General features: G+C 58.9%; 27 protein-coding genes. 18 read left to right on the top strand and 9 right to left on the bottom strand.

Annotated features, from left to right (window positions below; translation table 11 throughout):
* The first annotated feature begins 145 nt into the window (after positions 1-145).
* Entirely contained in the window at positions 146-1,138 is a 993-nt protein-coding gene (locus ACSQ3J_RS07465) for a BMP family lipoprotein (protein WP_060501069.1), read from the top strand.
* Positions 1,139-1,219: 81 nt separating this feature from the next.
* On the opposite strand, the gene ACSQ3J_RS07460 is transcribed toward ACSQ3J_RS07465, so the two are convergent.
* On the bottom strand, positions 1,220-1,429 hold the full coding sequence (locus tag ACSQ3J_RS07460; protein WP_060501066.1) for a SlyX family protein: 210 nt from the start codon (positions 1,427-1,429) through the stop codon (positions 1,220-1,222).
* 278 nt (positions 1,430-1,707) lie between these two features.
* Between ACSQ3J_RS07460 and ACSQ3J_RS07455 the strand changes: the two genes are divergently transcribed.
* From ACSQ3J_RS07455 to deoA, 7 genes are all read left to right on the top strand, one after another.
* Positions 1,708-3,243, top strand: a complete 1,536-nt coding sequence (locus ACSQ3J_RS07455) for an ABC transporter ATP-binding protein (RefSeq protein WP_060501063.1) — start codon at positions 1,708-1,710, stop codon at positions 3,241-3,243.
* Positions 3,240-4,373 (top strand): ABC transporter permease, encoded by a 1,134-nt coding sequence (locus ACSQ3J_RS07450; RefSeq protein ID WP_060501062.1) that lies wholly within the window; start codon positions 3,240-3,242, stop codon positions 4,371-4,373. Before ACSQ3J_RS07455 ends, ACSQ3J_RS07450 begins: the two co-directional genes overlap by 4 nt.
* A 3-nt stretch (positions 4,374-4,376) precedes the next feature.
* Complete coding sequence (locus ACSQ3J_RS07445; protein ID WP_060501060.1) at positions 4,377-5,348, top strand: ABC transporter permease; 972 nt, start codon at positions 4,377-4,379, stop codon at positions 5,346-5,348.
* 2 nt (positions 5,349-5,350) lie between these two features.
* Entirely contained in the window at positions 5,351-5,743 is a 393-nt protein-coding gene (locus ACSQ3J_RS07440; RefSeq protein ID WP_060501058.1) for a cytidine deaminase, read from the top strand.
* Complete coding sequence (locus tag ACSQ3J_RS07435; RefSeq protein ID WP_060501056.1) at positions 5,740-6,531, top strand: purine-nucleoside phosphorylase; 792 nt, start codon at positions 5,740-5,742, stop codon at positions 6,529-6,531. The genes ACSQ3J_RS07440 and ACSQ3J_RS07435 overlap by 4 nt, the downstream gene beginning before the upstream one ends.
* A gap of 137 nt (positions 6,532-6,668) precedes the next feature.
* Entirely contained in the window at positions 6,669-7,442 is a 774-nt protein-coding gene (gene deoC / locus ACSQ3J_RS07430; protein ID WP_060501434.1) for a deoxyribose-phosphate aldolase, read from the top strand.
* Positions 7,439-8,758 carry a thymidine phosphorylase gene (gene deoA, locus ACSQ3J_RS07425; protein WP_060501054.1) on the top strand — a complete coding sequence of 440 codons (1,320 nt, stop codon included), beginning with the start codon at positions 7,439-7,441 and terminating at the stop codon, positions 8,756-8,758. Before deoC ends, deoA begins: the two co-directional genes overlap by 4 nt.
* Here deoA and ACSQ3J_RS07420 read toward each other — a convergent pair.
* The 7 genes from ACSQ3J_RS07420 to ACSQ3J_RS07390 all read right to left on the bottom strand — a co-directional run bounded on the left by ACSQ3J_RS07420 (position 8,748) and on the right by ACSQ3J_RS07390 (position 14,386).
* Positions 8,748-9,263, bottom strand: coding sequence for a TIGR02281 family clan AA aspartic protease (locus ACSQ3J_RS07420; RefSeq protein WP_060501052.1), 516 nt, complete (start codon positions 9,261-9,263; stop codon positions 8,748-8,750). The genes deoA and ACSQ3J_RS07420 overlap by 11 nt on opposite strands.
* A 177-nt stretch (positions 9,264-9,440) precedes the next feature.
* The gene (upp, locus tag ACSQ3J_RS07415; protein WP_060501050.1) at positions 9,441-10,070 is read right to left on the bottom strand and encodes a uracil phosphoribosyltransferase; all 630 of its coding nucleotides are present in this window, start codon (positions 10,068-10,070) and stop codon (positions 9,441-9,443) included.
* 128 nt (positions 10,071-10,198) lie between these two features.
* The gene (locus tag ACSQ3J_RS07410) at positions 10,199-11,167 is read right to left on the bottom strand and encodes an adenosine deaminase (RefSeq protein ID WP_060501048.1); all 969 of its coding nucleotides are present in this window, start codon (positions 11,165-11,167) and stop codon (positions 10,199-10,201) included.
* Positions 11,164-12,384, bottom strand: coding sequence for a phosphopentomutase (locus ACSQ3J_RS07405; protein WP_060501045.1), 1,221 nt, complete (start codon positions 12,382-12,384; stop codon positions 11,164-11,166). The genes ACSQ3J_RS07410 and ACSQ3J_RS07405 overlap by 4 nt, the downstream gene beginning before the upstream one ends.
* 159 nt (positions 12,385-12,543) lie before the next feature.
* Positions 12,544-13,137, bottom strand: a complete 594-nt coding sequence (locus tag ACSQ3J_RS07400; protein WP_060501043.1) for a TadE/TadG family type IV pilus assembly protein — start codon at positions 13,135-13,137, stop codon at positions 12,544-12,546.
* Positions 13,138-13,147: 10 nt separating this feature from the next.
* Entirely contained in the window at positions 13,148-13,759 is a 612-nt protein-coding gene (locus ACSQ3J_RS07395; protein WP_060501041.1) for a TadE/TadG family type IV pilus assembly protein, read from the bottom strand.
* A 201-nt stretch (positions 13,760-13,960) separates the two neighbouring features.
* Positions 13,961-14,386, bottom strand: coding sequence for a pilus assembly protein N-terminal domain-containing protein (locus ACSQ3J_RS07390; protein ID WP_082511904.1), 426 nt, complete (start codon positions 14,384-14,386; stop codon positions 13,961-13,963).
* A gap of 307 nt (positions 14,387-14,693) precedes the next feature.
* On the opposite strand from ACSQ3J_RS07390, the gene ACSQ3J_RS07385 reads away from it, so the two are divergent.
* From ACSQ3J_RS07385 to ACSQ3J_RS07345, 9 genes are all read left to right on the top strand, one after another.
* A complete protein-coding gene (locus ACSQ3J_RS07385; protein WP_060501039.1) occupies positions 14,694-14,873 on the top strand; it encodes a Flp family type IVb pilin in 180 nt (59 codons plus the stop codon).
* Positions 14,874-15,017: 144 nt separating this feature from the next.
* On the top strand, positions 15,018-15,530 hold the full coding sequence (locus ACSQ3J_RS07380; RefSeq protein ID WP_082511903.1) for an A24 family peptidase: 513 nt from the start codon (positions 15,018-15,020) through the stop codon (positions 15,528-15,530).
* Positions 15,531-15,707: 177 nt separating this feature from the next.
* Positions 15,708-16,520, top strand: coding sequence for a Flp pilus assembly protein CpaB (gene cpaB, locus ACSQ3J_RS07375; RefSeq protein ID WP_060501035.1), 813 nt, complete (start codon positions 15,708-15,710; stop codon positions 16,518-16,520).
* 20 nt (positions 16,521-16,540) lie between these two features.
* Complete coding sequence (locus ACSQ3J_RS07370) at positions 16,541-18,061, top strand: type II and III secretion system protein family protein (protein ID WP_436038919.1); 1,521 nt, start codon at positions 16,541-16,543, stop codon at positions 18,059-18,061.
* Between the two features lie 60 nt (positions 18,062-18,121).
* On the top strand, positions 18,122-18,829 hold the full coding sequence (locus tag ACSQ3J_RS07365; RefSeq protein ID WP_060501431.1) for a CpaD family pilus assembly protein: 708 nt from the start codon (positions 18,122-18,124) through the stop codon (positions 18,827-18,829).
* A 30-nt stretch (positions 18,830-18,859) separates the two neighbouring features.
* Positions 18,860-20,149 carry an AAA family ATPase gene (locus ACSQ3J_RS07360; RefSeq protein ID WP_060501031.1) on the top strand — a complete coding sequence of 430 codons (1,290 nt, stop codon included), beginning with the start codon at positions 18,860-18,862 and terminating at the stop codon, positions 20,147-20,149.
* Positions 20,150-20,180: 31 nt separating this feature from the next.
* The gene (locus ACSQ3J_RS07355; protein ID WP_060501029.1) at positions 20,181-21,647 is read left to right on the top strand and encodes a CpaF family protein; all 1,467 of its coding nucleotides are present in this window, start codon (positions 20,181-20,183) and stop codon (positions 21,645-21,647) included.
* Between the two features lie 8 nt (positions 21,648-21,655).
* Positions 21,656-22,666: a type II secretion system F family protein gene (locus ACSQ3J_RS07350; RefSeq protein WP_060501027.1), complete on the top strand. Its 1,011-nt coding sequence runs from the start codon at positions 21,656-21,658 to the stop codon at positions 22,664-22,666.
* A gap of 13 nt (positions 22,667-22,679) precedes the next feature.
* On the top strand, positions 22,680-23,666 hold the full coding sequence (locus tag ACSQ3J_RS07345; protein WP_060501025.1) for a type II secretion system F family protein: 987 nt from the start codon (positions 22,680-22,682) through the stop codon (positions 23,664-23,666).
* Positions 23,667-23,886: 220 nt separating this feature from the next.
* Here ACSQ3J_RS07345 and ACSQ3J_RS07340 read toward each other — a convergent pair whose 3' ends face one another.
* On the bottom strand, positions 23,887-24,708 hold the full coding sequence (locus ACSQ3J_RS07340) for a tetratricopeptide repeat protein (RefSeq protein WP_060501023.1): 822 nt from the start codon (positions 24,706-24,708) through the stop codon (positions 23,887-23,889).
* Between the two features lie 140 nt (positions 24,709-24,848).
* Between ACSQ3J_RS07340 and ACSQ3J_RS07335 the strand changes: the two genes are divergently transcribed.
* Entirely contained in the window at positions 24,849-26,240 is a 1,392-nt protein-coding gene (locus ACSQ3J_RS07335) for a leucyl aminopeptidase family protein (RefSeq protein ID WP_060501021.1), read from the top strand.
* Position 26,241 lies beyond the last annotated feature (1 nt).

The following is a 26,241-nucleotide window of genomic DNA, read 5'->3' as shown; positions in this document are numbered from 1 at the left end:
CGGGTGAATTTTGATTTGAGGCATGCAAGGATGCGCCCCAGCCAAACATCCCCTAAAAAGGGAGTGGTGGTTCCGCAGACATGCTCCCGAAAGAGGAGCTTGCGGGAGGACCCAACAAGATCAATAGCAACAACAGGGCTGCACAATGAAAAAAACCCTCCTCGGTCTCTTTGCCTTTTCGATGATGTCGGCCACGGCTCTTGCTGCCGACGTTAAGCCGGCGCTCATTTTCGATCTCGGCGGCAAGTTCGACAAATCCTTCAACGAAGCAGCCTTCAACGGCGCGGAAAAGTTCAAGACCGAAACCGGCATTGAATACCGCGAGTTCGAAATCAGCAACGACGCCCAGCGCGAACAGGCGTTGCGCCGCTTCGCCGGCGACGGCAACAACCCGATCGTGGTTGTCGGCTTCAACTGGGCGCCGCCGCTGGAAAAGCTGTCGGCTGAATATCCGGACACCAAATTCGCCATCATCGACACCGTCGTTGAGAAGCCGAACGTCAAGTCGATCGTCTTCAAGGAGCAGGAAGGCTCGTATCTCGTCGGCGTTCTCGCCGGTCTCGCTTCCAAGTCGAAGACCGTCAGCTTCGTCGGCGGCATGGATGTTCCGTTGATCCACAAGTTCGCCTGCGGCTACATCGGTGGCGCCAAGTCCACCGGCGCTGATGTCAAGGTGCTCGAAGCCTATACGGGCACCACGCCGGATGCCTGGAACGACCCGGTCAAGGGTGGCGAAATCGCCAAGTCGCAGATGGATCAGGGTTCTGATGTTGTCTATCACGCTGCCGGCGGTACCGGCGTTGGCGTGCTGCAGGCGGCCGCAGATGCTGGCAAGCTCGGCATCGGCGTCGATTCGAACCAGAATGGCCTTCAGCCGGGCAAGGTCCTGACCTCGATGCTGAAGCGCGTCGATGTTGCCGTCTATGAAGCCTTCAAGGCTGCCAAGGATGACAAGTTCGAGTTCGGCACGTCGAACCTCGGCCTCAAGGAAGATGGCGTCGGCTTTGCGCTCGATGACAACAACAAGGCGTTGATCACCCCGGACATGCTGACTGCGGTCGACAAGGTCAAGGCTGATATCATTGCCGGCACGGTTCAGGTTCACGACTACATGTCGGATGAAGCCTGCCCTTATTGATCTCGTGTGATTGAATGAAAGAAGCCGCCGGTCCTTTGGGCTGGCGGCTTTTTCGTGTCATGAGGAAGGTAAGTAGCCGGCTCAGTAATGCGGCGGCCGGGTATTCGCCGGCGCTTCCAGGCTCTGCTCTTCAAGGCTGAGAAAGCGCTCGGTCAGCCGGTCGAGTTTGGCCCGGATTTGCTCGACCACAGTCCATTGCTGCGTCAATTGATCGGACAGTTCTTCGATCGTCTTCGCTTGGTGTGCGATCGTCTCCTCAAGGCGGGTGATACGTTCGCTGTCGTTGCTCATGGTTTTTCCTTAAGGCAGCCTCGTGTTCGATGCATTCCCTATCATATCCACATGATCGATACAGTCTGCGGTCCGGCTATATTGCGTTTCGTCCGGAAGTGCGTAAATCGCGCTGGACTCTCCCGAATGAACTGGGAAGAGTAGATGGGCTTTCGATTTTTTGACTTACGCGTCGGGAATTCGATGCTAAACTTATACCAATTGGTAAAAAAATCGATGCCCGGACTACCGCTCTCAAGGCGGAGGAAACCGGGCCGACTTGGGGAACATGGGTCAATATGAGCGATATTGCCATTGAGTTGCGTGGTATCGACAAGAGCTTCGGCCTTGTCCATGCCAACAAGAATATCAACCTGACCGTCCGCAAGGGCACCATTCACGGCATTATCGGTGAAAACGGCGCCGGTAAATCGACGCTGATGTCGATCCTTTACGGCTTCTACCAGGCCGACAAGGGCGATATCATCATTGATGGCAAGACCGTGACGATCAAGGATCCGAACGCGGCGATTGCCAGCGGTATCGGCATGGTGCACCAGCATTTCATGCTGGTCGAAAATTTCACCGTGCTCGAGAATGTCATGCTCGGCGCCGAAGAAAGCCAGATCCTCAACACCAGTATTTCCAAGGCCCGCGTCGAGCTGAAGCGGCTGGAAAAGGAATATGCGCTGGAGGTCAATCCGGATGCGCTGATCGAGCAGTTGCCGGTCGGCCTGCAGCAGCGCGTCGAAATCCTCAAGGCCCTCTATCGCAAGGCCGATATCCTCATTCTCGATGAGCCGACGGGCGTTTTGACGCCGCCGGAAGCCGACCATCTGTTCCGCATCCTTGGCCAGCTGAAGGACCAGGGCAAGACGATCATCTTCATCACCCACAAGCTGCGCGAGATCATGGCGATCACTGACGAAGTCTCCGTCATGCGCCGCGGCGAGATGGTGGCGACGCGCAAGACCAAGGAAACCTCGGTCGAGGAACTGGCCGAACTGATGGTTGGCCGCCGCGTGCTGCTTCGCGTCGAAAAGGGCGCGGCCAATCCGGGTGAGGTGAAACTCGCGGTGGAAAACCTGACGGTGCGTGACGGTCGCGGCGTCACCATGGTCGACAACGTTTCCTTCAATTTGCGCGCCGGTGAAATCGTCGGCATTGCCGGTGTTGCCGGCAATGGCCAGTCGGAACTTCTGGAAGCAATCTCGGGCATCCGCAGGGCGGTCAGCGGCAAGGTGCTGCTGAACGGCAAACCGATCGACGTGACCGGCCATGTCGACCCGCGCGAACTGCGCGACCGCGGCCTCGGCCATGTTCCGGAAGATCGCCATCATGTCGGGCTGGTGTTGAAGTTCGAGGAGGCCGAAAACGGCATTCTCGGCTATCACCATGAAAAGCGCTTCCTGAACGGGGTGTTTCTCAACACCAAGGCGATCCAGGCGGATGCTGAGGAGAAGATCAAGAAATACGACATCCGGCCGCCCAATCCACGGCTGAAGACCGCCAATTTTTCTGGCGGGAACCAGCAGAAGATCGTGCTGGCGCGCGAAATGGAGCGCGGCCCGGATGTGCTGATCATCGGCCAGCCGACACGCGGTGTCGATGTCGGCGCCATCGAATTCATCCACAAGCGGATCATCGAGATGCGCGACCAGGGCATGGCTGTTTTGCTCGTCTCTGTCGAACTCGATGAAATCCGTGCCCTGTCCGACCGTATCATCGTCATGTTCGCCGGCGGTGTGGTTGGCGAGCGCGATCCGGATGCGACCGAAGGGGAGCTCGGCCTGTTGATGGCCGGTGTCGAAGGCCGCAAGGAGGCCGCCGAATGAGCAATCCATACGCAAAACTGCCGGCCTGGGCCGAATATGGCCTGATCCCGCTGATCAACCTTGTCGTCGCCTTTCTGGTGGCCGGTCTCGTCGTGCTTCTGGTCGGCGAAAACCCGCTGAATGCCGCCTACCATATGATCAACGGCGCCTTCGGCCGCGGCGAATATATCGGCTTCACGCTGTATTATGCCACGACCTTCATCTTCACCGGCCTCTCGGTCGCAGTCGCCTTCCATGCCGGGCTGTTCAATATCGGCAGTGAAGGCCAGGCCTATATCGGCGGCATCGGCGTGGCGCTTGCCTGCCTCTGGCTCGACAAGACCATGCCCTGGTTCGTGGTCTTTCCGTTGGCGATCATCGGTTCGGCCGCTTTTGGCGCCATGTGGGCCTTCCTGCCCGGCTGGCTGCAGGCCAAGCGCGGCAGCCACGTGGTTATTACCACCATCATGTTCAATTTCATCGCCGCCAGCCTGATGGTCTATCTGCTGACCCGCGTTCTGAAGCCTCTCGGCCAGATGGCGCCACAGACCCGTACTTTTGAGGCGGGCGGGCAGCTGCCGAAGCTGGACTGGCTTATGTCGATCTTCGGGCTCAATCTCGGCAATTCGCCGTTCAACGTCTCCTTCCTTTTGGCGCTTCTGGCCGCGTTCGGGGTCTGGGTGCTGATCTGGCGCACCAAGCTCGGCTACGAGATGCGCACCATGGGCCATAGCCCCTCGGCGGCGCGCTATGCCGGCATTGGCGAGGCGCGCATCACCGTCATCGTCATGATGATCTCGGGTGGTCTGGCCGGTATGATGGCGCTGAACCCGATCATGGGCGAGCAGTATCGCATGCAGCTGGATTTCGTGCAGGGCGCCGGCTTCGTCGGCATCGCAGTGGCGCTGATGGGCCGGTCGCATCCGGCCGGGATCATTCCGGCAGCCGTCCTGTTCGGCATGCTTTATCAGGGCGGAGCCGAAATCGCCTTCGAAATGCCGTCCATTTCGCGGGACATGATCGTCATCATCCAGGGCCTGGTCATTCTCTTTGCCGGCGCGCTCGAAAACATGTTCCGCCCGGCCATCGGCCGAGCATTTGCCGGTATCGGCCGCCGCTCCGCAGTTGCAGCCCAGACAAGGGGAGCCTGAGCCATGGATTTTTTCCACACGATCATCGCGATCCTTGAATCGACCATCCGTGTTTCCGTACCCTTGATCTTTGCGGCGCTGGCCGGCTTGTTCACCGAGCGGGCAGGGGTGTTCGACATCGGCCTTGAAGGCAAGATGCTCGGTGCCGCTTTTGCCGCCGGTGCGGTTGCTGCGGTCACCGGCAATGTGATGATGGGCCTGATGGCCGCCGTCCTCATCTCTGTCCTGTTGTCATTGGTGCATGGGTATGCCTCGATCACCCAGCGCGGCAGCCAGATCGTTTCCGGCGTCGCCATCAACTTCATCGTTGCCGGGTCCACGGTCATTCTCGGCGAAGCCTGGTTCCGGCAGGGCGGCCGCACACCCGCACTGTCAGGCGATGCCCGCTTCCAGACGATAACACTGCCGTTTGCCGATGCGGTCAGGGACGTGCCGTTTCTTGGGCCGATCTATTCCGAACTGTTGTCCGGCCATTTCATCCTGACCTATGTCGCCTTCGCCCTGGTTCCGTTCAGCTGGTGGGTGCTCTATCGCACCCGCTTCGGCCTTCGCCTGCGTGCCGTCGGCGAAAACCCGAGTGCCGTCGATACTGCCGGTATTTCCGTGATCTGGCTGCGCTACCGCGCCGTCATCTGCTGCGGCATTCTCTGCGGCTTCGCAGGGGCCTATCTGTCGCTGGCGATGAGTGCGGGCTTCGTCAAGGGTATGACGGCGGGCAAGGGCTATATCGCGCTTGCGGCGCTGATCTTTGCCAAGTGGCGGCCGGTCAACATCATGCTTGCCTGCCTGCTGTTCGGTTTCCTCGATGCGCTGTCGATTCGCCTGCAGGGAAATCCGCTGCCGTTGATCGGTCAGGTACCGGTACAATTGATGCAGGCGCTGCCCTATATCCTCACGGTCATCCTGCTTGCCGGTTTCATCGGCAAGGCCATCCCGCCCAAGGCAGGTGGTGTACCCTATGTGAAGGAGCGCTGACCATGGAGAACGAACTTTTCGAGGCAGCCCGCGAGGCGATGGAAAAAGCCCATGCGCCCTATTCGAAGTTCCCCGTCGGCGCTGCCATCCGCGCCGAGGATGGCCGGATCTATACCGGCGCCAATATCGAGAACCTGTCCTTTCCGGAGGGCTGGTGCGCCGAGACGACTGCGATCAGCCACATGGTGATGGCCGGACAGCGCAAGATCGTCGAAGTCGCTGTCATCGCCGAGAAGCTGGCACTTTGCCCCCCCTGCGGCGGCTGCCGCCAGCGGCTTGCGGAGTTTTCCGGGGCCAGCACCCTTATTTTCCTTTGCGATGAAACGGGTGTGAAGAAGACCTTGTCGATGTCGGATCTTCTGCCGCACTCCTTCGAGACCGAGGTTTTTGGATGACGGCCGCTGCAGATATGCTGAAGGCCAGGCTTGCCGGCCTGTCGCCACGCTACGGCATCGTGCTCGGCTCGGGCCTTGGATCGCTGGTTGATGCGGTCACGGATCCCGTGCGGATATCCTATGCCGATATACCGGGCTTTCCGATCAGCGCCGTATCGGGCCATGCCGGCGAGCTGGTTGCTGGCAGGATCGGCGGCGTTCCGGTTATCGTCCTCTCAGGCCGGGTGCATTTCTACGAGCGTGGCGATGCCAATGCGATGCGCACGCCGATCGAGACATTGAAGGCGCTCGGCGTCGAAACGTTGATCCTCACCAATTCGGCCGGATCTCTGCGGGAAGACTTGCCGCCGGGCTCGGTGATGCAGATCACCGACCATATCAATTTCTCCGGCACCAGCCCGCTGATTGGTATCGACAGCGATGATCGCTTCGTCGGCCTCACGTCGGCTTACGATCCGGGCCTTGTCGAGCGCATGCGCGCTGCGGCGATCAAACTGGATATTCCGTTGGGCTCAGGGGTTTATATGTGGTTTTCCGGCCCCAATTTCGAAACGCCGGCCGAAATCCGCATGGCCCGTATTCTTGGTGCGGATGCCGTCGGCATGTCGACCGTACCGGAAGTCATTCTTGCCCGGTTTTTCGGTCTGAAGGTTGCAGCCGCCTCGGTTATCACCAATTTCGGAGCGGGCATGACGGGCGGCGAACTCAGCCATCACGAGACCAAGGACATGGCCCCCATCGGCGGCAAACGGCTGGCTTCAATCCTTGCGGAAATGATCTCCGCTTAGCCTGACCAGGCTTTCACAGTTGCAGTGGCGCGCAAGACGGGTTTGCGCGGCCGTCTCAAGCGTATAGAACAACCATTCGTGACCGGTCGCAGCTCCGCTCACGATTGATCGCGATCTAGAAATGGACGGACACCATGATGCTTGAAGCTTCCAATCGCCAGATAGCCGCACTAGCGCTGTCCCTGTTGGATCTCACCGACCTGACGGACGACTGCACACCCGAGGCGATTGAAAAGCTCTGCGCCTCTGCCCGTACGCCGCATGGACATACGGCAGCAATCTGCATCTGGCCGCGCTTTGTTGCCCAGGCGCGAGAAATTCTTGGGTCCAGCAGCGCTGTTAAGATCGCAACGGTCGTCAATTTCCCTTCGGGTGAATTGCCTGTCGAAACCGTTGTCGCCGAAACGCAGCAGGCGATTGCCGATGGCGCCGACGAGATCGATCTGGTCATCCCCTACCGCGCCTTCATGGCGGGCGACGAACAGGCCGTCCGCACGATGATATCCGCCGTGCGGAAAGCTTGCCCGGCGCCTGTCGTGCTCAAGACTATCCTTGAAACCGGCGAGTTGAAGGATCGCGGTCTGATCCGCAACGCATCCCATATCGCCATCCAGGAGGGCGCTGATTTCATCAAGACATCGACCGGCAAGGTTGCTGTCAACGCAACGCTCGAGGCGGCGGATATCATGCTCACCTGCATCCGCGAAAGCGGCCGCAAGGTTGGCTTCAAGCCGGCCGGTGGGGTTCGCACCGTTGGCGATGCCCGCCTCTACCTCAATCTTGCTGCGACGATTCACAGCCCGGACTGGCCGATGCCCTCGACGTTCCGCTTCGGTGCCTCCGGCCTGCTCGGTGATATCCTCTCGGTACTGGACGGTCGCGAGCCGGTGGCCGGCGCGACGGCCTATTGATCATGATCCCGCAGGAGGTCATACGGCGAAAGCGGAACGGCGAGACGCTCGACAAAGCCGATATCGCCGGTTTTATCCGTGGCCTCACGAACGGATCGATCTCCGAAGGACAGGTAGCGGCCTTTGCCATGGCCACCTGGTTCTCCGGCATGAACCTTGAGGAAACGGTGGCGCTGACCCTTGCCATGCGCGACAGCGGCGACGTGCTGTCCTGGGTCGATATCGGCCGGCCGGTTGCCGACAAACACTCGACAGGTGGTGTTGGCGATAACGTATCGCTGATGCTGGCACCGATCGTCGCCGCCTGCGGACTGGCCGTGCCGATGATTTCCGGGCGCGGCCTTGGCCATACCGGCGGCACGCTCGACAAGCTGGAATCGATTTCGGGCTACGATATCAAGCCCTCGGAAGCACTTTTCCGCCGGACCGTTCAGCAGGCCGGTTGCGCCATCATCGGCCAGACGGCCGATCTGGCACCGGCCGACCGGCGGCTCTACGCCATCCGCGATGTAACGGCGACGGTTGATTCCGTGCCGCTGATCACCGCCTCCATACTGTCAAAGAAGCTGGCAGCGGGACTGCAGTCGCTGGTGCTGGACGTCAAGATCGGCAATGGCGCCTTCATGGTCGGGCAGGAGGAGGCGGAGACGCTGGCCCGCTCGCTGGTGGGTGTCGCCAATGGCGCTGGCGTCAAGACGACGGCGCTGATCACCGATATGAACGAACCCCTGGCCGATGCCGCTGGAAACGCGGTGGAAATCGAAAATTGCGTCGCCTTCCTGCGCGGCGAAAAAGCCGGGACCCGCCTTGAGGCGGTGGTGATGGCCTTCGCGGCGGAGATGCTGATGACATCCGGTTTCGCGGCCAGTCCCGCAGAGGGCACTGATCTTGCTCGCCAGGCGCTGGGCACCGGTGCAGCGCTGGAGCGGTTTGGCCAAATGGTTCACTTGCTCGGCGGTCCGGCTGATTTCATCGGCCGGCCGCATGCTTACCTGGTGAAAGCGCCGGTCATTCTGCCCGTCGAAGCGCCAATTGAGGGGTATCTTCAATCCTGCAATGCCCGCGATGTCGGGATGGAGGTCATTGCACTCGGGGGAGGCCGGACACGGCCGGACGAGGCGGTCGATCATCGTGTCGGTTTCAGCGGCTTGAAACCGCTTGGGACAAGGGTTGAGAAGCGTGAACCTTTCGCCTTTGTTCATGCGGCCAGCGAAGATCAGGCATTGAAGGCGCGTGCCCGGCTACAGGAGATCTACAGGATCGGCAGCGACGCGTTGCCGGAACGGCCGGTGATTGTTTCCAAGATCAGCGGGTAAGGTGCAGCGCACCGTCCTCGACCTTGTAGGACGAGAGCTTGGTAAGAAAACTCATGCCCACCAGCATGCCTGACAGCGATTTGTCGGGCAGGACCATCGCCTGGACGTCCTTGACCGCAATCGTGCCGATCTCGACACGATCCAGCATGACGACGGCAGCCTTGACGATGCCATTGGCGGTATTAACCCTGGCGTCAAAGGACAATGAAGCTGTGGAGACGCCCAGCCTCCGTGCCGTCGATACATTGATGGCAACGACGCTGGCGCCCGTATCGACCAGTCCGTCCGCCTTGCGGCCATTGATGGTGAATGTTCCTGAAAAATGCCCGCCGGGACCCGGCTGCAGGATCACACCTTTGCCACCGGCATACTTCGCCGGGCTTACCTGGGCCGGTTTAACGGCGGTGCCGGTTTGCGGTCGATCGAGATAGGACGTGGCAAGGTTCGGCACTATCATGGCGGCGGCAGCGATGCCTCCTGCAAAGACAGCCATACGAACCAGCATCGATCGACCCCCGTAAGTGAAACCTCTCCACAGCTAAGCACGAAGCTCGCTAACAGGATGCAAAAAGCCGCCGGGTTTTCCGGCGGCCGCCTGTCGAGTTTTGAATCTGGTTAAGGAATCCGCAATGCCCGGTCAGCCCTGCCGTCTGCCGAGTTTGTGTCAGACCGGCCGTTTGGCTTACTTCGTGCCGTACATCCGGTCACCGGCATCACCGAGACCCGGCACGATATAGCCCTGCTCGTTGAGGTGGCTGTCGATCGACGCGGTGAAGATCGGCACATCCGGGTGCGCGGTCTGGAAATTCTTGATGCCTTCAGGGGCCGCCAGCAGGCAGAGGAACCGCAGGTTTTTCGCGCCGCGCTCCTTCAGCTTGTCGATGGCTGCAATCGACGAGTTGCCTGTCGCCAGCATCGGATCGACGACGATCACCAGACGTTCGGACATCGCTTCCGGCGCCTTGAAGTAATATTCGACCGCTTCCAGCGTTTCATGATCGCGGTAGACGCCGACATGCGAGACGCGGGCGGAGGGGACCAGTTCCAGCATGCCTTCGAGCAGGCCGTTTCCGGCGCGCAGGATGGACGCAAAAACCAGCTTCTTACCTTCGAGAACCGGCGCCTGGATGGTCTGCATCGGCGTTTCGATGGTTTCCATCGTCAGCTCGAGGTCGCGGGTAACCTCGTAGCAGAGCAACGTGGATATTTCGCGCAGCAAGCGGCGGAACCCCGCTGTCGAGGTTTCCTTCTTGCGCATGATGGTCAGCTTGTGCTGCACAAGCGGGTGATTGATGACTGTAACGCCGTCCATGGCCAAGCCCTCCTGCGGGATCTGGATTTTAAATCCTTTTTTCACGGAAAGGCGAGACGCCGCAAGGCCAGAACGGCGCTTTACGGCGTCATCCCCAGCCCGAGCGGTCCAAAGAGCGGCGCGGGGCTTTAAAGAGAAGCCAGGAGACGCGCGCGTGTCGGCTCATCGACAAAAGCCGCCTCGATCGCCGTGCGGGTCATGCCATTGATCTGCTCGTCGCTAAAGCTCATCACCTGCGAGGCGATCTCGTATTCCTGCTTCAGCGATGTATGGAAAAACGGCGGGTCGTCGGAGTTGAGCGTCACCCGGCATCCGGCCTCATGAAGTGCGCGCAACGGATGCGCGGCAAAATCCGGGAAGACCTGCAGCGACACGTTGGAGCCCGGGCAGGTCTCCAGCACCACGCCTTCGTCTGCGATCCGCCTGACCAAATCTGCATCCTCGATGGCGCGGACGCCGTGGCTGATGCGCGATGGGCGGACATGATCGAGCGCATCGCGCACGCTGAAGGCGCCCGCCATTTCGCCGGCATGAATGGTCAGGCCGAGACCGCAATCCCGGGCAATATCGAAGGCGCGAGAGAAATCGGCGACCGTGTGCATGCGCTCGTCGCCGGCGAGGTTGAAGCCGGTGACTAGCGGATGTTCGCGCTTGGCCGCATAGAGCGCTGTCCGCTCGGCGGCCTCCGGCCCCATGTGGCGGATGATGGTGATGATCATCCGGCCTTCGATGCCTGTCTTTTCCTTGGCTGCGGCAATACCGGCGGCAAGCCCGCGGATATAGGCATCGCTGCCGATGCCGATCGTGTTGCCGTGATCGGGCGAAACGATGATCTCGCTGTAGATCGTGCCCGCCTGTGCAAGCTCGGTCAGATAGGTCTCGGCCAGAAGCGCATAATCCTCTTCCGTGCGGAAAAGTTCGGCAACGGCGTCATAGCATTTCAGGAATTCGCTGAAATTGGCCCAGACATAGGCCCCGTCCTTGATGATGCCGCTGATGTCGACATTGTATTTTTTCGCCATGATCAAAGCGAGTGCCGGCTGCGCGGCGCCTTCGATATGGCAATGCAGTTCGGCCTTCTTCAGATATGCGGTCACAGAAAACTTCTCCCATGCAGACCCGGGGCAAGGCCCAGATGTTTGGCGATCGTCTCTCCAATCCCGGCAAAGCTCGGCAGAACGCCGATCGAGCGGGTGCGGATGCCGGGGCCGAAGACGAGGATCGGCACGCGTTCACGCGTATGATCGGTGCCGCGCCAGGTCGGATCACAACCATGGTCGGCGGTCAGGATGACGATGTCGCCGGGTTTCAGCTTGCGGTCCAGATCCGGCAGCCGCTGGTCGAAGGCTTCAAGGGCGGCGGCATAACCCGGCACATCGCGGCGATGGCCGTAGAGCATGTCGAAATCGACGAAATTGGTGAAAACCAGATCGCCGTCCTCAGCTTCATCCATGGCTTTCAGTGTCGCCTCGAACAGCTCCATATTGCCATTGGCCTTGATCGTGCGGCCAATGCCCTGATGGGCGAAGATATCGGCGATCTTGCCGACAGCGTGCACGGTACGCCCGGCTTCCTTCAGGCGATCGAGGAGGGTCGGCTCGGGCGGCAGCACGGAGTAGTCGCGGCGGTTGCCGGTGCGGACGAAATCCTTTGGCGTGCTGCCGACGAAGGGCCGGGCTATGACGCGGCCGATATTGTAATCGTCGAGCAGCCGGCGCACGACCTGGCAGAATTCCAGGAGCCGTTCGAGGCCGAAGGAGTGTTCGTGCGCGGCGATCTGGAAGACGGAATCCGACGAAGTGTAGCAGATCGGCTTGCCGGTCCGCATATGCTCTTCGCCATATCGCTCGATGATGTCGGTGCCGGAGGCATGGCAATTGCCGAGAATACTGGGGACACCGCCTTCGCGGCAGATCGCTTCGACCAGTTCGACCGGGAAGGCGTCACCTTCGGCGGGGAAATACCCCCAGTCGAATCTCACCGGTGTCCCGGCAATTTCCCAGTGGCCGGAGGGCGTATCCTTGCCGCGCGAGACTTCGCTTGCAGCACCGTAAAGTCCGAACACGCGCTCCGGCAACGGCATGCCGGCAGGCAGGCGTTTGTTGGCGAGCTTTGCCGCATGCAGCAGGCCGAGCGCCGACATGTTGGGGAGCGTCAGTGGCCCTTCGCGCAGGCCCTCGCGGTCACCGGCGCCAGCCGCGCAGAACTCGGCGATATGGCCGAGCGTATCGGCGCCATCGTCACCAAATTCGACCGCGTCCGGCGCCCCGCCAATGCCGAAGGAATCTAGTACGAACAGAAAGGCACGCGCCATAAACCACCCAATATGCTGCCGGAGAGACAGAACAAATATATGGTTTCATTCCACGCGATCACAGCGGGACTGAAACCGCGCAGAAATACTCCGGCGCGGCACATATTGCAATTGGCCAGATCGCTGGCGGATTTCGGTTAAGATTGGAGCGGCGTGTTTTTACTTGAAGACCGGGCAATCGCCGCATGTTATCTCGGCACCGACGCGCTGGCGGAAATAGGCGGTGCTGGAAATATCGATGCTATTGACCGCGCTTGCGGAGAGCCCCGGTGCAAAGAGCAGGATCTCATGTGGAACGACCAGTTCCGATCGCACGATAAAGGTATCTACGGCAGAGATATCGCTCGGCATGGTGACGACAGAGTCCTTCTTGTAAGGGGCAGTGCCCGCCTGATCATAAGACCAGGCCACTTTGCCGACGCCGGGGCCGGTCATCTTGATACCAGTCATTTTCAGTTTGTAATTGGCCATTCCAAAAGGAGACATGACGCTATTCGCGACGGCTTTCATGCCCTCGAGAGTGGTTTTGTCGACGCTTGGCATTTGAGTCAGCACGTCGGCCACGGTGCTTGAGGCGCGCGCCACTTTCCGGGAGACATTAAAGCCGACCGAGATTTCGAAGCAACCGATATAGGCCATGATCAACAACGGCGCGATGATCGCGAATTCGATTGCACCGGTTCCCTTCCGGTCTCGCCAAAGCGCCCTGAAGGCCTCCAGTTTCCAGCAGAACAATGCCTTATGGTAACGCATGGCCTGCTCCTCAGTAGCTTTCGGTGCGGAAGGCCGATGTTGCCACCATCAGGTAGTCGTTCGGCATACTGGTTCCGGCGGGGCGTAAATTGGTGATGTAGGGGCGGACGAGATCGGTGATGACTTCCCAGCGATAATAGGCACGGACGATAGTGATTGTCGTCGGCCCACCCGGTGTAAACTGGAAGCCGGATGTGTCGAGATCGCCGTTCTTTCGCGGGAGAGCGTTCGGAATTTTGGAGAAATCCGCAAAGCTTCGCACATCAATGAACAGTTTTGACGGCGTCTTAGCCTCGGTCGCCGAGCAGGTCATGATCACCGAAATCTCGGCGCAGAAGGCTTTGCGGAAATCTTCTTTGGTGGTGTTGGTGGCGGTAATCTGGCCGGTTCGCACCTTGCGGGCCATGTTTTCGGTCGCATTGGCGAGGAGTTGTTCGGCCGTGAACGCCGTAAATGTCTCAAGCGAGGCGAAGATGACCATCATGAATGGCAAGGCGAGAAGGGCGAATTCAATCGCCGATGTGCCGGACTTATCTTTGAATAAACGCCGCAGCGGGCCGCGGGTGCGCCTAGAGCCGTCAATCTGACCAGCCGCAGTCTCTTCACCATGGTTGTTGAACATTTCGCCATTCCGCAATGCGCCATACGATGAGGCATATTAGGAAGCGACTGTTGATATTTCGTATGCAATGGTGAGAATAATTTGAATGGAAACCCTTACCGGATGATAAGGATTGGCGGCCAGATCTTACCCCCGGTTACGGCGTTCATGCCGTTGCCCCTGGCGCTCATCGTTGTATGCGCCACTTGCAGATACTGGCCTTCAGTTTGCAACCGTTGTCTTTTGCGTTGCGTGCTCTTCGCAATTGGGTGTGCAGGAAAGTACCGAGCGGACCGTCTGGCGATAGACACGCACCGTATTGCCTTCGTCGATTGAAACCAGAATGCGCTCGTCGACGATCGCATTTCCATCCGTATCGAGAATGACAAGGTTCGTCGTTCCGAAAGAGCGCCCTGTCAGAACGATGGTTTTCGCATCCGCTACAGTGGCATCGGCGACATCGGAATTGCCGATGATGACCTTGCTGACTGGCCGGTCGAGCTTAAGTACACGCGCCTGATTCATGAAGACATTCAGCATCTCGTCGGCTGCGGTCGCCGGAGGCGCCAAAAATGAACCGATAAAAGCCGGAATTGCGAGGGCCGCAGTCAGCAACCGCACGCTGATGGCTGTGTTTTGCAATTTCATGGCTTTTTCCTGACGATGTGATTTCCCAAGCATCCTATGGTTTGGTGAATGAAGCGTTAAATCGATGTTGTCGGTGACACTCAAAAGTGCACATCATGCTCAAGCAACGAGGGAAGCTGGAGAGAGCTGGCATTTTATACTTTGGGTTATTGGATTTTTCACCATGAAACCGGGTGTCAACTGTTAACGCGACGGTAACTCTTTTCTTTAAGCGAATTGAAATTCACGCTCTGTAGGTTCTGCTCATCCGATCAACGGAAACAGTTGGCGGAAGTGCTGAACAAACAAGTGAAGTAGGAGAGATACCATGACCAAGACTTTCGCACGTTTCATGAAGGATGAGTCCGGCGCGACCGCGATCGAATACGGCCTGATCGCTGCCCTCATCTCTGTTGCCCTGATCGCCGGCGCAGGGGCGCTTGGCTCGCAGTTGAACACGACCTTCGAAGGCTTGAAAACCACACTGGAAAACAATCAGCCGTCGTAACGCTTTAAATAGTTTGATTTTGAGAAAGCCGCTCCCGGTGGAAGCGGCTTTTTTATTGCGGCTGCATGAATGTTCTTTCGCAGCGTTGTTTCAACTTTTTTAAGTGCAGTAGCGTAGATTGAAATCAGCAATTTGGAGAGCGGGATGGCACAGGCTATTATTTTTGTAATCGTGCCGCTTTGCCTGGCTATCGCAGCCATCTGCGATCTGCTGACTATGACGATCCCGAACCGGGTGCCGGCAATCCTGTTGGGTGCATTTGTGCTTGTCGCGCCTCTTGCGGGGCTTAGCCTGCCGGTGATCGGCATGCATCTGGCAGCCGGCCTGATCGTTTTCGCCGTGTGCTTCGCCCTGTTTGCTATGAACACCATGGGTGGTGGCGATGCCAAGCTCTTGACGGCAAGCGCTGTCTGGTTCGGCCTCAATTTTTCGCTGATTGAGTTTCTCGTTTATGTGTCGTTCTTCGGCGGTGTTTTGACAATCCTGATCCTGATGTTGCGCGGCCGCGAAAATACGATCCTGGCGTCCGGGCTTCCGGTTCCGCATTTGCTGTTCACAGCCAAGAAGATTCCCTATGGCATAGCCATCGGGTTGGGGGGCTTCCTTGCCTATCCGTCATCGCCGCTGATGATGGCCGCGCTTGCCCGGTTGCATTAATCTCTTCGTTTCATTCTGAACCGGTGGTGTCCGCTTCGCGGTACATCTGAAATGATTTTTGCGCCTTTTTGAGGCGAACCATTTGTTAACCACGAATGTAAGTGGTCCGTTAACCATAATTACACCAATTCCTGATCAATCTGCGGCGGGCATATTCTCGGGCTGCAGGGAAAGATCATGAAACCGGTGCGCGTTATTATTCTGGCAGTGGCTGTCGCATCGGCAGGACTGGCCGGGTTCCTGGCACTCAAGCTGACCAGCGGCAAGACCGTGGTCAGCCGAGCCGCGCCGGTGATCGAGCGCGAGCCGACCGTCAACGTTCTGGTGGCCAGCAAGAGCCTGCCCGTGGGATCGAGGCTCGATCCGGATGCCGTGCGCTGGATTTCCTGGCCCAAAAACGGTGTCGTCGAAGGCCTGATCACCGAAGAGCTTCGTCCGAACGCTGTCACTGATCTCCAGGGCGTCGTTGTCCGCTTGCCGATTTTTAACGGTGAGCCGGTGCGGCAGGAAAAGATCGCGGATTCGTCGAGCCGGATCATGTCGTCGCTGCTGCCGGCCGGCAAGCGCGCTGTTGCAACCGAAATTACCGTAGCGACCGGCGCCGGCGGGTTCATTCTGCCGAACGACCGCGTCGACGTCATCATGGTGCGCAAGAATGACGACAATTTCCTAACCGAAACCGTTCTCAGCAACGTCCGCGTTCTCGCCATCGATCAGCAGGTCGAGGAAAAGGAAGATGGCTCCAAGTCAGTCGTCGGGACGACCGCGACGCTGGAACTGACACCGGATCAGTCGAAGGTCATGACGGTCGCCCAGCAGATGGCAGAACGCCTGTCGCTGGTGTTGCGCAGCGTCGCCGATGCACAGGAGCCGGATACGATCGGGGCTGATTATCTGCTGAGCGGTGACGGACGGCCCTCAATTCAGGTCATCAAGTCGGGCTCTATCGTCAAGAGCGATGACAGCTCATCCATGGTTCAAGCGAAATGATGTGTGAGCGGGAGCGGAACGTGAAGCGGATCGGAAACAAATTTCGGAGCTCTGTCGCAGGTGGGTTGGCCTTTTGCCTTGCTTTTTCAGGCATGCCAGCTGGAACCTTCGTTGCGGAAGCAGCGTCGCAGTCGCTTGTACGCATCGTCGATAGTGGACCAGGGGTCAAGAAAACCATCAAGCTGGGGCTGAACAAGGCTGTTGTCGTCGATCTGCCGACCGACGCGCACGACATCCTTGTCGCCGATCCGGCGCTGGCGGATGCCGTGACACGAAGCTCGCGCCGCATCTATCTGTTCGGAAAGATGGTCGGCCAGACCAATATTTTCGTATTCGGTCCGGGTGGCGAGGAAATTGTCAGCCTCGACCTGGAAGTCGAGCGTGATATTTCCGGCCTTGAAGCCAACCTCCGCCGCTTCCTGCCGGATTCCGACATCAAGGTCGAAATCATCTCCGACAACATCGTTCTGACGGGCACGGTTCGTACGCCATTGGATTCCACGCGCGTCGAGGAGCTTGCGCAGGCCTTCATCAAAGGCGGTGAGGCAACGACGCGCAATATCACCGCACAGGGCAACAATGGCGACGCCGACATCTTTGCCGAGCGCCGTCAGATTTCGCAGATCGTCAATCTTCTCCGGATCGATGGTGAAGACCAGGTGATGCTCAAGGTTACGGTGGCGGAAGTTTCCCGCCAGGTGCTCAAGCAGCTTGGCTTTAGCGGCTCGATCAAGAGTTCGACCAGCGGCAACGGCATCACTTTCCGCAATCCGGCGAATCTCGGCAACGCGGTCAACGCTTTCGCCTCGCAGATCAGCGGTTCCATCGGTTCCGGATCTATGGGCTTTACCAGTTATTTCAATGCGATGGAGCAGGCTGGCGTAATGCGAACGCTGGCAGAGCCAAGCCTCACGGCGATTTCCGGCAAGAAGGCCAGTTTCTCCGTCGGTGGCGAATATCGTCTGCCGTCCGAGCAGGAAATCGATGATGAGGGTACCCTTAGCCGAACCGTCGAAACCGTCGAGTATGGCATTGGCCTGGATTTCACGCCGGTCGTTCTGGGGCCGGGCCGCATCAGTCTGGAAATTGCAACCGAGGTTTCGGAGCCGACATTCGAGGGATCGGTCGTCAACGGCAACGCGGTCAATGTCCCCGGCCAGACCTATATGTCGATCCGCCGCCGCAAGGCATCCACCAGCGTCGAGCTTCCTTCCGGCGGCTCCATCGTTATCGGTGGTCTTGTCCAGGACGATATTCGTCAGGCGATGTCGGGCCTGCCAGGCGTTTCGAAGATTCCGATTTTCGGCACGCTGTTCCGCTCGAAGGATTTCGTCCGCAACGAAACGGAACTCGTCATCATCGCGACGCCTTATCTGGTCCAACCGGTCGCGCGCGGCGACCTGTCGCGCCCGGATGACAATTTCAATCCGACCGACGATCTGTCGAGCGCGTTTCTCGGCGAAGTCAATCGTATCTACGGCACCCGCCAGGCAGCCCCCACCGGGCGGTATCACGGCAATGTCGGCTTCATTTACAAGTAGGTGGGAGCGGACATGACAACGAAGATCATCCTGAACCGCGATATGAAAAGGCACACGATCATGCGGCCAAACATTTTTGCACGCCCGGCCCGCCTCGCACGCCTGATAACCATTGGCGCCCTGCTGGTTGCCGGAACCAGCCTTGCCGGCTGCGCCAACCGTGACAACATGTCCACGGGTGCCCTGCCTGACGATTACCGGACACGCCACCCGATCGTGATCGCCGAAGCCGAGCATGCAATCGATGTGCCGGTGGGGTCCAGCGACAGGCGCCTGACAGCCGGTGCACGCGACGTCATCCGCGGCTTCGCGCAGAGTTATACCAATTCCTCTACGGGCACGGTTCAGATCCTGGTGCCGCGTGGGTCCGCAAACGCCGAGGCTGCATCATCGCTGCGCAAGGATATCCGAGGCGCTCTGGTCGGGGCTGGAGTGCCTGCCAACCGGTTGGTCGAGGTCACTTATCAGGCCGAGCCCTATGGCGATGCGGCACCGGTGCGGCTGAGCTATACGGCGATTACCGCAAAGACCGCGCCCTGTGGCAACTGGCCGAAGGATCTGGTCGTCAACACGATCGAGAACAAGAATTACGAGAACTTCGGTTGCGCCAGCCAGGCTAACCTCGCGGCACAGATTTCCAATCCGCTGGATCTCCTCGGTCCGCGCGCCATGTCGCCGATCGATGCGGTACAGCGCGGTCAGGTGATCAAGGACTATCGCGGCATCGACAGTGGTGACGATGGCGGCACTACGATCAACTTCAACTGACGCGTCCGGCCGGTTTGACGGGATAGAACGATGAGCACGATTGACTACAAGATTGAAACAGCCTCGGGTGAACCGGATGGCTTTTCCGATGCCGTTCGCCCGAGTGATGTCGATCACCTGCGGCCGCTCCCGCGGATATCTGTCCATGCTTTCTGCGAGACCGAGGCTTTGCAGCGGATGATGGAACGGTGCGGCCAGGACCGGCGGATGAGCAAGGTCACCTTCAGGGTCAACAGCGGTTCGATCGCCGCTGCTGCCAACATGTTCTCCGCGACACCGACACCCAACCTGATTATCATTGAAACGTCAGCCGAACCGCGCTCGCTGATGCAGGAGCTGGCACCGCTTGCCGCGGTCTGCGACCCCAGCACCAAAGTCATCATCATCGGCCTTTACAACGATATCCCGCTTTACCGCGACCTGATCCGCAACGGCATCTCCGAATATATCGTTTCACCGGTGGTCATGTCCGACGTGCTTGGTGCCATCGCGGGAATCTTCGTCGATCCGGAAGCCGAACCGTTGGGCCGCAGCATTGCCTTTATCGGCGCCAAGGGCGGCGTGGGGTCCTCGACGCTGGCGCATAATTGCGCCTGGGGTATCTCCAACCTGTTTTCCACCGAGGTGGTTCTGGCCGATCTCGACCTGCCGTACGGCACCGCCAATATCAATTTCGATCAGGATCCGCCGCAAGGTATCTCCGAAGCAGTCTTTTCTCCGGAACGGCTCGACGAAATGTTTCTCGACCGGCTTTTGACGAAATGCTCCGAGCGGCTATCGCTGCTTGCAGCGCCGTCAATGCTTGATCGGCCCTATGATTTCGACGCGACGGCCTTCCAGCCGTTGATGGAAATCCTGTTGCGCAATGCTCCGGTCTCCGTGCTCGATGTACCGCATCAATGGTCTGATTGGACCCGCACGGTGCTGGCGGAGGCGGACGAGGTGGTAATCACCGCAGTGCCTGATCTCGCCAACCTGCGCAATGCCAAGAACCTGTTCGATTCGCTGAAGAAGATCCGGCCGAACGACAAGATGCCGCATCTGGTGCTCAATCAGGTCGGACTGCCGAAGCGACCCGAAATATCGCCGAACGATTTCTGCGATTCCCTTGAAGTCGAGCCGGTTGCGATCATTCCGTTCGACGTCGTCCTGTTTGGTAATGCCGCCAATAGCGGCCGGATGATTGCCGAGATCGACAAGAAAGCACCGACGGCCGAGACCTTCTCGCAGCTTGCCCATCTCCTGACGGGTAGGGCAACAGCCAAGAAAGCCAAGAAGGGTGGCCTTGGCAAAGTTCTCGGGATGCTTGGGCGCAAGTAACTGACAGTCAAACGGAAACCGGATTGAGCACATGTTTGGTAAACGAGGAAACGACGGCTTCGGAAAGGGTGGATCCATAGGCTCCACCATGCAACCGGCCACGTCCGTGGCGGTTGCCGAGCGTCCGAGCGCGCCGGTGCTTGCCGAACCCGTTCGCGAAACGATCCCTGTCAGTCGGGCGGTGCCGGCTCCTCCGCCGGCCCGCAAGAAAGCCGCCCGCACAGAGGATTACTACGATACCAAGTCCCAGGTATTCTCGGCGCTGATCGATACGATTGACCTCTCGCAGCTCGCCAAGCTCGACAACGAGAGCGCACGTGAAGAAATTCGCGATATCGTCAACGATATCATCACGATCAAGAACTTCGCGATGTCGATCTCAGAGCAGGAGGAACTGCTTGAGGATATCTGCAATGACGTTCTCGGCTACGGTCCACTGGAGCCGCTTCTGGCACGCGACGATATCGCCGATATCATGGTCAACGGCGCAGGCCAGACCTTTATCGAAGTGAACGGCAAGACGATCGAATCCGAGGTGCGGTTTCGCGATAATGCCCAGCTCTTGTCGATCTGCCAGCGTATCGTCTCCCAGGTTGGCCGTCGCGTCGATGAATCCTCGCCGATCTGCGATGCCCGTTTGCCCGACGGTTCCCGTGTCAACGTCATCGCCCCGCCGCTTGCGATCGACGGCACGGCGCTCACCATTCGCAAGTTCAAGAAGGACAAGCTGAAGCTCGACCAGTTGGTCAAGTTCGGTGCCATCACGCCGGAAGGTGCCGTTCTTCTCCAGATCATCGGCCGCGTTCGTTGCAACATCGTTATCTCCGGGGGTACCGGCTCCGGCAAGACAACGCTTCTGAATTGCCTGACCGGGTATATCGATCTCGAAGAACGCGTTATCACCTGCGAGGATACGGCCGAACTGCAGCTGCAGCAGCCGCACGTGGTTCGTCTTGAAACCCGCCCGCCGAACATCGAAGGCGAGGGCGAGATCACCATGCGCGATCTGATCAAGAACTGCCTGCGTATGCGGCCCGAACGCATCATCGTCGGCGAAGTCCGCGGACCGGAAGTCTTCGACCTGTTGCAGGCGATGAATACCGGTCACGACGGATCGATGGGTACCATCCACGCCAACACGCCGCGCGAATGCCTGAGCCGTATGGAATCGATGATCGCCATGGGCGGCTTCACGCTTCCGGCAAAGACCGTACGTGAAATCATCGCCGGCTCCATCGATGTCATTATTCAGGCCACACGTCTGCGTGATGGCTCCCGCCGCATCACCCACATTACCGAAGTGATCGGCATGGAAGGTGACGTGATCATCACGCAGGACCTGATGCGATACGAACTGGAAGGCGAAGACGCCAATGGCAAGATCATTGGCCGGCACAAGTCGACAGGGATTGGCCGCCCGCATTTTTGGGATAGAGCCCGCTATTTTAACGAGGACAAACGGCTGGCCGCGACGCTCGACGCGATGGAAAAGGACTGAGGGTCTTCATGTTCGGAATAGACATCACCATTCTGGCGATCGTTGGTCTCGTCGCGCTTTCGACGGCCGGACTAGCCTATGGAATTCTGTTCACGCGCATAGAGACTGAAAAGAAAGCCGAAAGCCGCGTCCGCAAGGTCACATCCGCCGAAACCGACAGGGTTCAGATCAAGGCCGCACGCGACCGCGTGAATGAAATGTCCAAACGGCGGAAATCCGTTCAGGATTCTCTGAAGGACCTTGAGAAAAAGCAGCAGGAAAAATCGGCCAAGGCAAAGCCGAGCATGAAGGTGAGGCTTATTCAGGCCGGCTTCAAGATCTCCATCTCGCAGTTCTACATCGCCAGTGTTGTTTTTGGCGTCATGGCCAGTTTCCTGGCGCTGATTGCCGGGATGAAGCTGCTGGTCATCACCGGGATTTTTCTCGTCGCAAGCGCCGGTTTTCCTCGCTGGTTTATCAATTTCATGGTCAAGCGGCGCGCCAAGGCATTCCTGACTGAGTTTCCGAATGCCCTCGACATCATGGTCCGCTCGATCAAATCGGGCCTGCCGTTGAACGATGCCATCCGCCTGATCGCCAACGATGGCAGGGAGCCGGTCAAGACCGAGTTCAAGCGCATCATCGAGGCACAACAGGTCGGCCTGAGTGTTCCGGAAGCCTGTGCACGGATGATCAACACCATTCCGCTGCCGGAGGTCAATTTCTTCGCCATTGTCATCGCCATTCAGGCACAGGCCGGCGGCAATCTTTCCGAGGCGCTCGGCAATCTTTCGAAGGTGTTGCGTGAACGCAAGAAGATGAGGGCCAAGGTTCAGGCACTGTCGATGGAAGCCAAGGCTTCGGCCTGTATTATCGGAGCGCTGCCGTTCATTGTTATGCTGCTGGTTTACCTCACATCACCGGATTACATGATGATTCTGTTCACGGATCCGCGCGGGCATCTCATCATGGCCTGTTCAGGGGTGTGGATGTCCATTGGCATCTGGGTCATGCGCAACATGATCAGTTTCGACATCTAGGAAAGGGTCCGGCATGAGCGAGGACATGATCAGTACCCTGACAAATCCGAACATTATTGTCGCCTTCCTGGTGGCGGTGGCGGTACTGGCGACGTTCTATTCGCTCGCAGTTCCATTTCTGGATCGAGGGAATCTGGAAAAGCGGATGAAGTCTGTCGCGACCGAGCGGGATGCGATCCGGGCACGAGAGCGCGTGCGCTTGAATGCAGAGATTGGCGCCGGCAAGGCATTGCTGCGATCACAGAACAACACGTCAGTCCGCCAACTCGTCGAGAAGCTCAATCTGCGCAAGGCGCTTGTCGATGAGAATACGGTCAATCGGTTGAAGTCGGCCGGATACCGGTCGCAGAACGCGCTGAACATGTTTCTCGTGGCTCGCTTTTGCCTTCCCTTCCTGTTCCTTGCCGTGGGTGCCTTCTATATTTTCTTTTTGGGCTACCTTGCCGAAAAGCCATTCACCATTCGGCTTCTGGCAGTCATCTGCAGTGGGTATCTCGGTTTTTATGCGCCGAACATCTTCATTTCCAATGCCGTAAACAAGCGCCAGCACTCGATCCGCAGGGCATGGCCGAATGCGCTGGACCTGACGTTGATTTGTGTGGAATCGGGTGTTTCGCTGGAACTCGCCATGCGGCGCGTGGCCGATGAAATTGCCGACCAGTCAGCGCCTTTGGCAGAAGAACTGGTCCTGACCACTGCGGAGCTTTCGTTCTTGCCGGAACGGCGTGTCGCGCTGGAAAATCTCGGTCTCCGGACAGGGATCGACGACGTGAAATCAGTCGTGCAGGCCCTGATACAGGCTGACCGTTACGGTACTCCGATCGCCCAGGCCCTGCGTGTGCTTGCCCAGGAAAGCCGTGACCAGCGCATGAACGAGGCGGAAAAGAAGGCTGCGGCCCTACCGCCGAAACTCACCGTGCCGATGATCCTGTTCTTTCTGCCCGTGCTGATCGCCGTCATTCTCGGCCCTGCTGGTATCCAGGTTTCCGACAAGTTCTGATCCGGCTCTTTGGCAAGCATCAAAGCACGGCAAAAGATGGAAGTGCGCAATCCGCATTTTACGTGCGGCCGTTCTCTGTCCTGTCGAATGGGAGCGGAGGGCGCGGCTGGCCCGCAGCCCATCAACCTTCGGCGCGGGGAACGTATCGCCGCCTGAGGGCTATATTCTATTGCTTGTTTATGACGGCGCGCCCGGGGGGCTGCTCGAAAACAGCAAGGGCTCAGTTCGTGCCCTTGTCGTCCTTGGCCAGTTTCTGCCAGGCGTTTTGCTGCGACATGATCGAACGCAGATATTTGACATTGGCCTCGGCCTGGTCCGGCGAAAGCTCCTGACGGGCGATCTGTTCGGCTTCTGGGAAGCGTCCCTGTAGACCGATGGCGAGCGCCAGATTCTGGCGCACGCTGCTGTCTGCGCCGGGCTGGCTGACGGCTGACTTCAGATAGGTCTCGGCGGTCTTCAAATCCTTGTTCAGCAGATAGGACATGCCGAGATTGGACAGAACCGTCGGCTCGTTCGGTTGAATGTCGAGCGCCTCCCGGTAACGCTGGCGCGCTTCGCCGGCGCGGCCAAGCTGGTCGAGGATCGCGCCTTCGGCTGATTTCAGCTTCCAATCCGGCCGGTCGGGGGTTTGGGCGCGTGTAACCGTGTTCAGAGCCTGCTCAAGCTGACCCGCGGCGGCCTGCGACTTTCCATAGGCGGCAAGGACCTCGCGGTCGGTGGGGAAGTTGATCGCCACTTGCTGCATTACGGCCAGCGCCTGGTCGTTGCGGCCGGTCATGCGCAGCATGTTGGCATAGTTCAGGCCGGCGGCGCGATCTTTGGGATTCCGCTCATAGGCCTTGCCGATGCTTTCGGCTGCCGCTGAAAGCTCGGTGGCGTTCATCGACTGGACAGGTTTGGAGAAATTGGCGGAGGGGATGGAGCCTGTCGTCAGCTCCTTCTTCTGTGTGCCGCAACTGGCCAGCGTCACGGAAAGGATCACCATCGCAGTTCCTCGCAGGAAGCGGCTGCTCGAAAAAGACGTCCGTCCGTGTGAATTCATTGCCAATGCCCCTCAGCATTTTCTCAAGCACCGGACAAAAAACCCAACATATCGGCGCAATCTTCACTCCAGCAATAATCTGTTAACCCTAACAGAGCGTTAATCGAGTGATTCTGCACCGCTTCTTCCGAAGGATTTCCATGGCCCCCTATCAATTCATCGACCGTCCGTCGCCGTTCAATACCAGCGGCGGCAAAACCCTGCCGATCTTCGCGGTAACACCGGCCCATATCGATATCGGCGCCATCGATCCCATCGCGCTCGACTGGGCCCGCAAGGCTGGTTTCAAGGCAGAGTCCGGCGCTGTGCTCTTGATCCCTTCCGAAGACGGCCATCTTGGGGGTGCATTGTTCGGCTTGGGCGCTAATCCTTCGGAAGCGCCGTTTCTGACCGGTAAGCTGGCGCGGACATTACCGGCTGGAAAATGGCATATCGAGACCGCGCCATTGACGGCAAACCGGTTAGCGCTGGGCTACGGTTTAGGCTCGTACAGCTTCGACCGGTACAAGGCTGCGAGTAAGGAAGCACCGACCCTGATGATTCCGGCCGATGCCGATGCCGCCGATATCAAGCGGCAGCTCGCAGGCGTCTTCCTTGCCCGTGATCTGATCAACATGCCGACCAACGACATGGGGCCAAATGCGCTGGAAGAAGCGTTCCGGGCGCTGGGAGAATCCTACAAGGCCCAGGTCTCCGTCGTTTCAGGCGACGATCTGCTGAAGCAGAATTTTCCGCTGATCCACACGGTTGGCCGCGCCAGCGCCGAGGCGCCGCGGCTGCTTGAAATGCGCTGGGGTAAGAAAGGTCACCGCAAGGTGACGCTGGTCGGCAAGGGCGTTTGCTTCGATACCGGCGGTCTCGATATCAAGCCGGCGGCTTCCATGCTTTTGATGAAGAAGGACATGGGCGGCGCTGCCAATGTCATGGGCCTTGCCCTGATGATCATGGATGCCAAGCTGAAGGTCGATCTGCGCGTGCTTGTGCCCGTGGTCGAGAATTCGATCTCCGCCAATGCGTTCCGCCCGGGCGATATCTACCGCAGCCGCAAGGGCCTGACGGTGCAGATCGACAACACCGATGCAGAGGGCCGGTTGATCCTTGCGGATGCGCTGGCCTACGCAGACGAAGAAGACACCGACCTGCTGATCGACATGGCGACGCTGACGGGTGCTGCCCGCGTCGCGCTTGGTCCCGATCTGCCGCCGTTCTACACCGACGACGAGGATCTGGCCCACGACCTGACGGAATCGAGTCTGACGGTTGATGATCCCATGTGGCGCATGCCGCTCTACAAGGGCTATGAGAAGGATATCTCGGCTCGTATCGCCGACCTTACCAACGCCCCATCGGGTGGTATGGCCGGTTCGATTACCGCGGCTCTTTTTCTCAAGCGCTTTGTGACCAATGCCAAGAGCTGGGCGCATTTCGACATCTTCGGCTGGACACCGGCCGAGCGTCCGCATTCGCCGCTGGGTGGCGAGGCACAAGCCATCCGGGCGCTGTATCATCTGATCGCCAATGGGAAGAAATAGC

Origin of the sequence: Rhizobium sp. LjRoot98, from assembly GCF_964252935.1 — a bacterium.
In the GTDB taxonomy this organism is placed as follows: Bacteria; Pseudomonadota; Alphaproteobacteria; order Rhizobiales; family Rhizobiaceae; genus Pararhizobium.
Note: the sequence above shows the minus strand (reverse complement) of the source record. Positions and strands in the feature narration are given on the sequence as shown.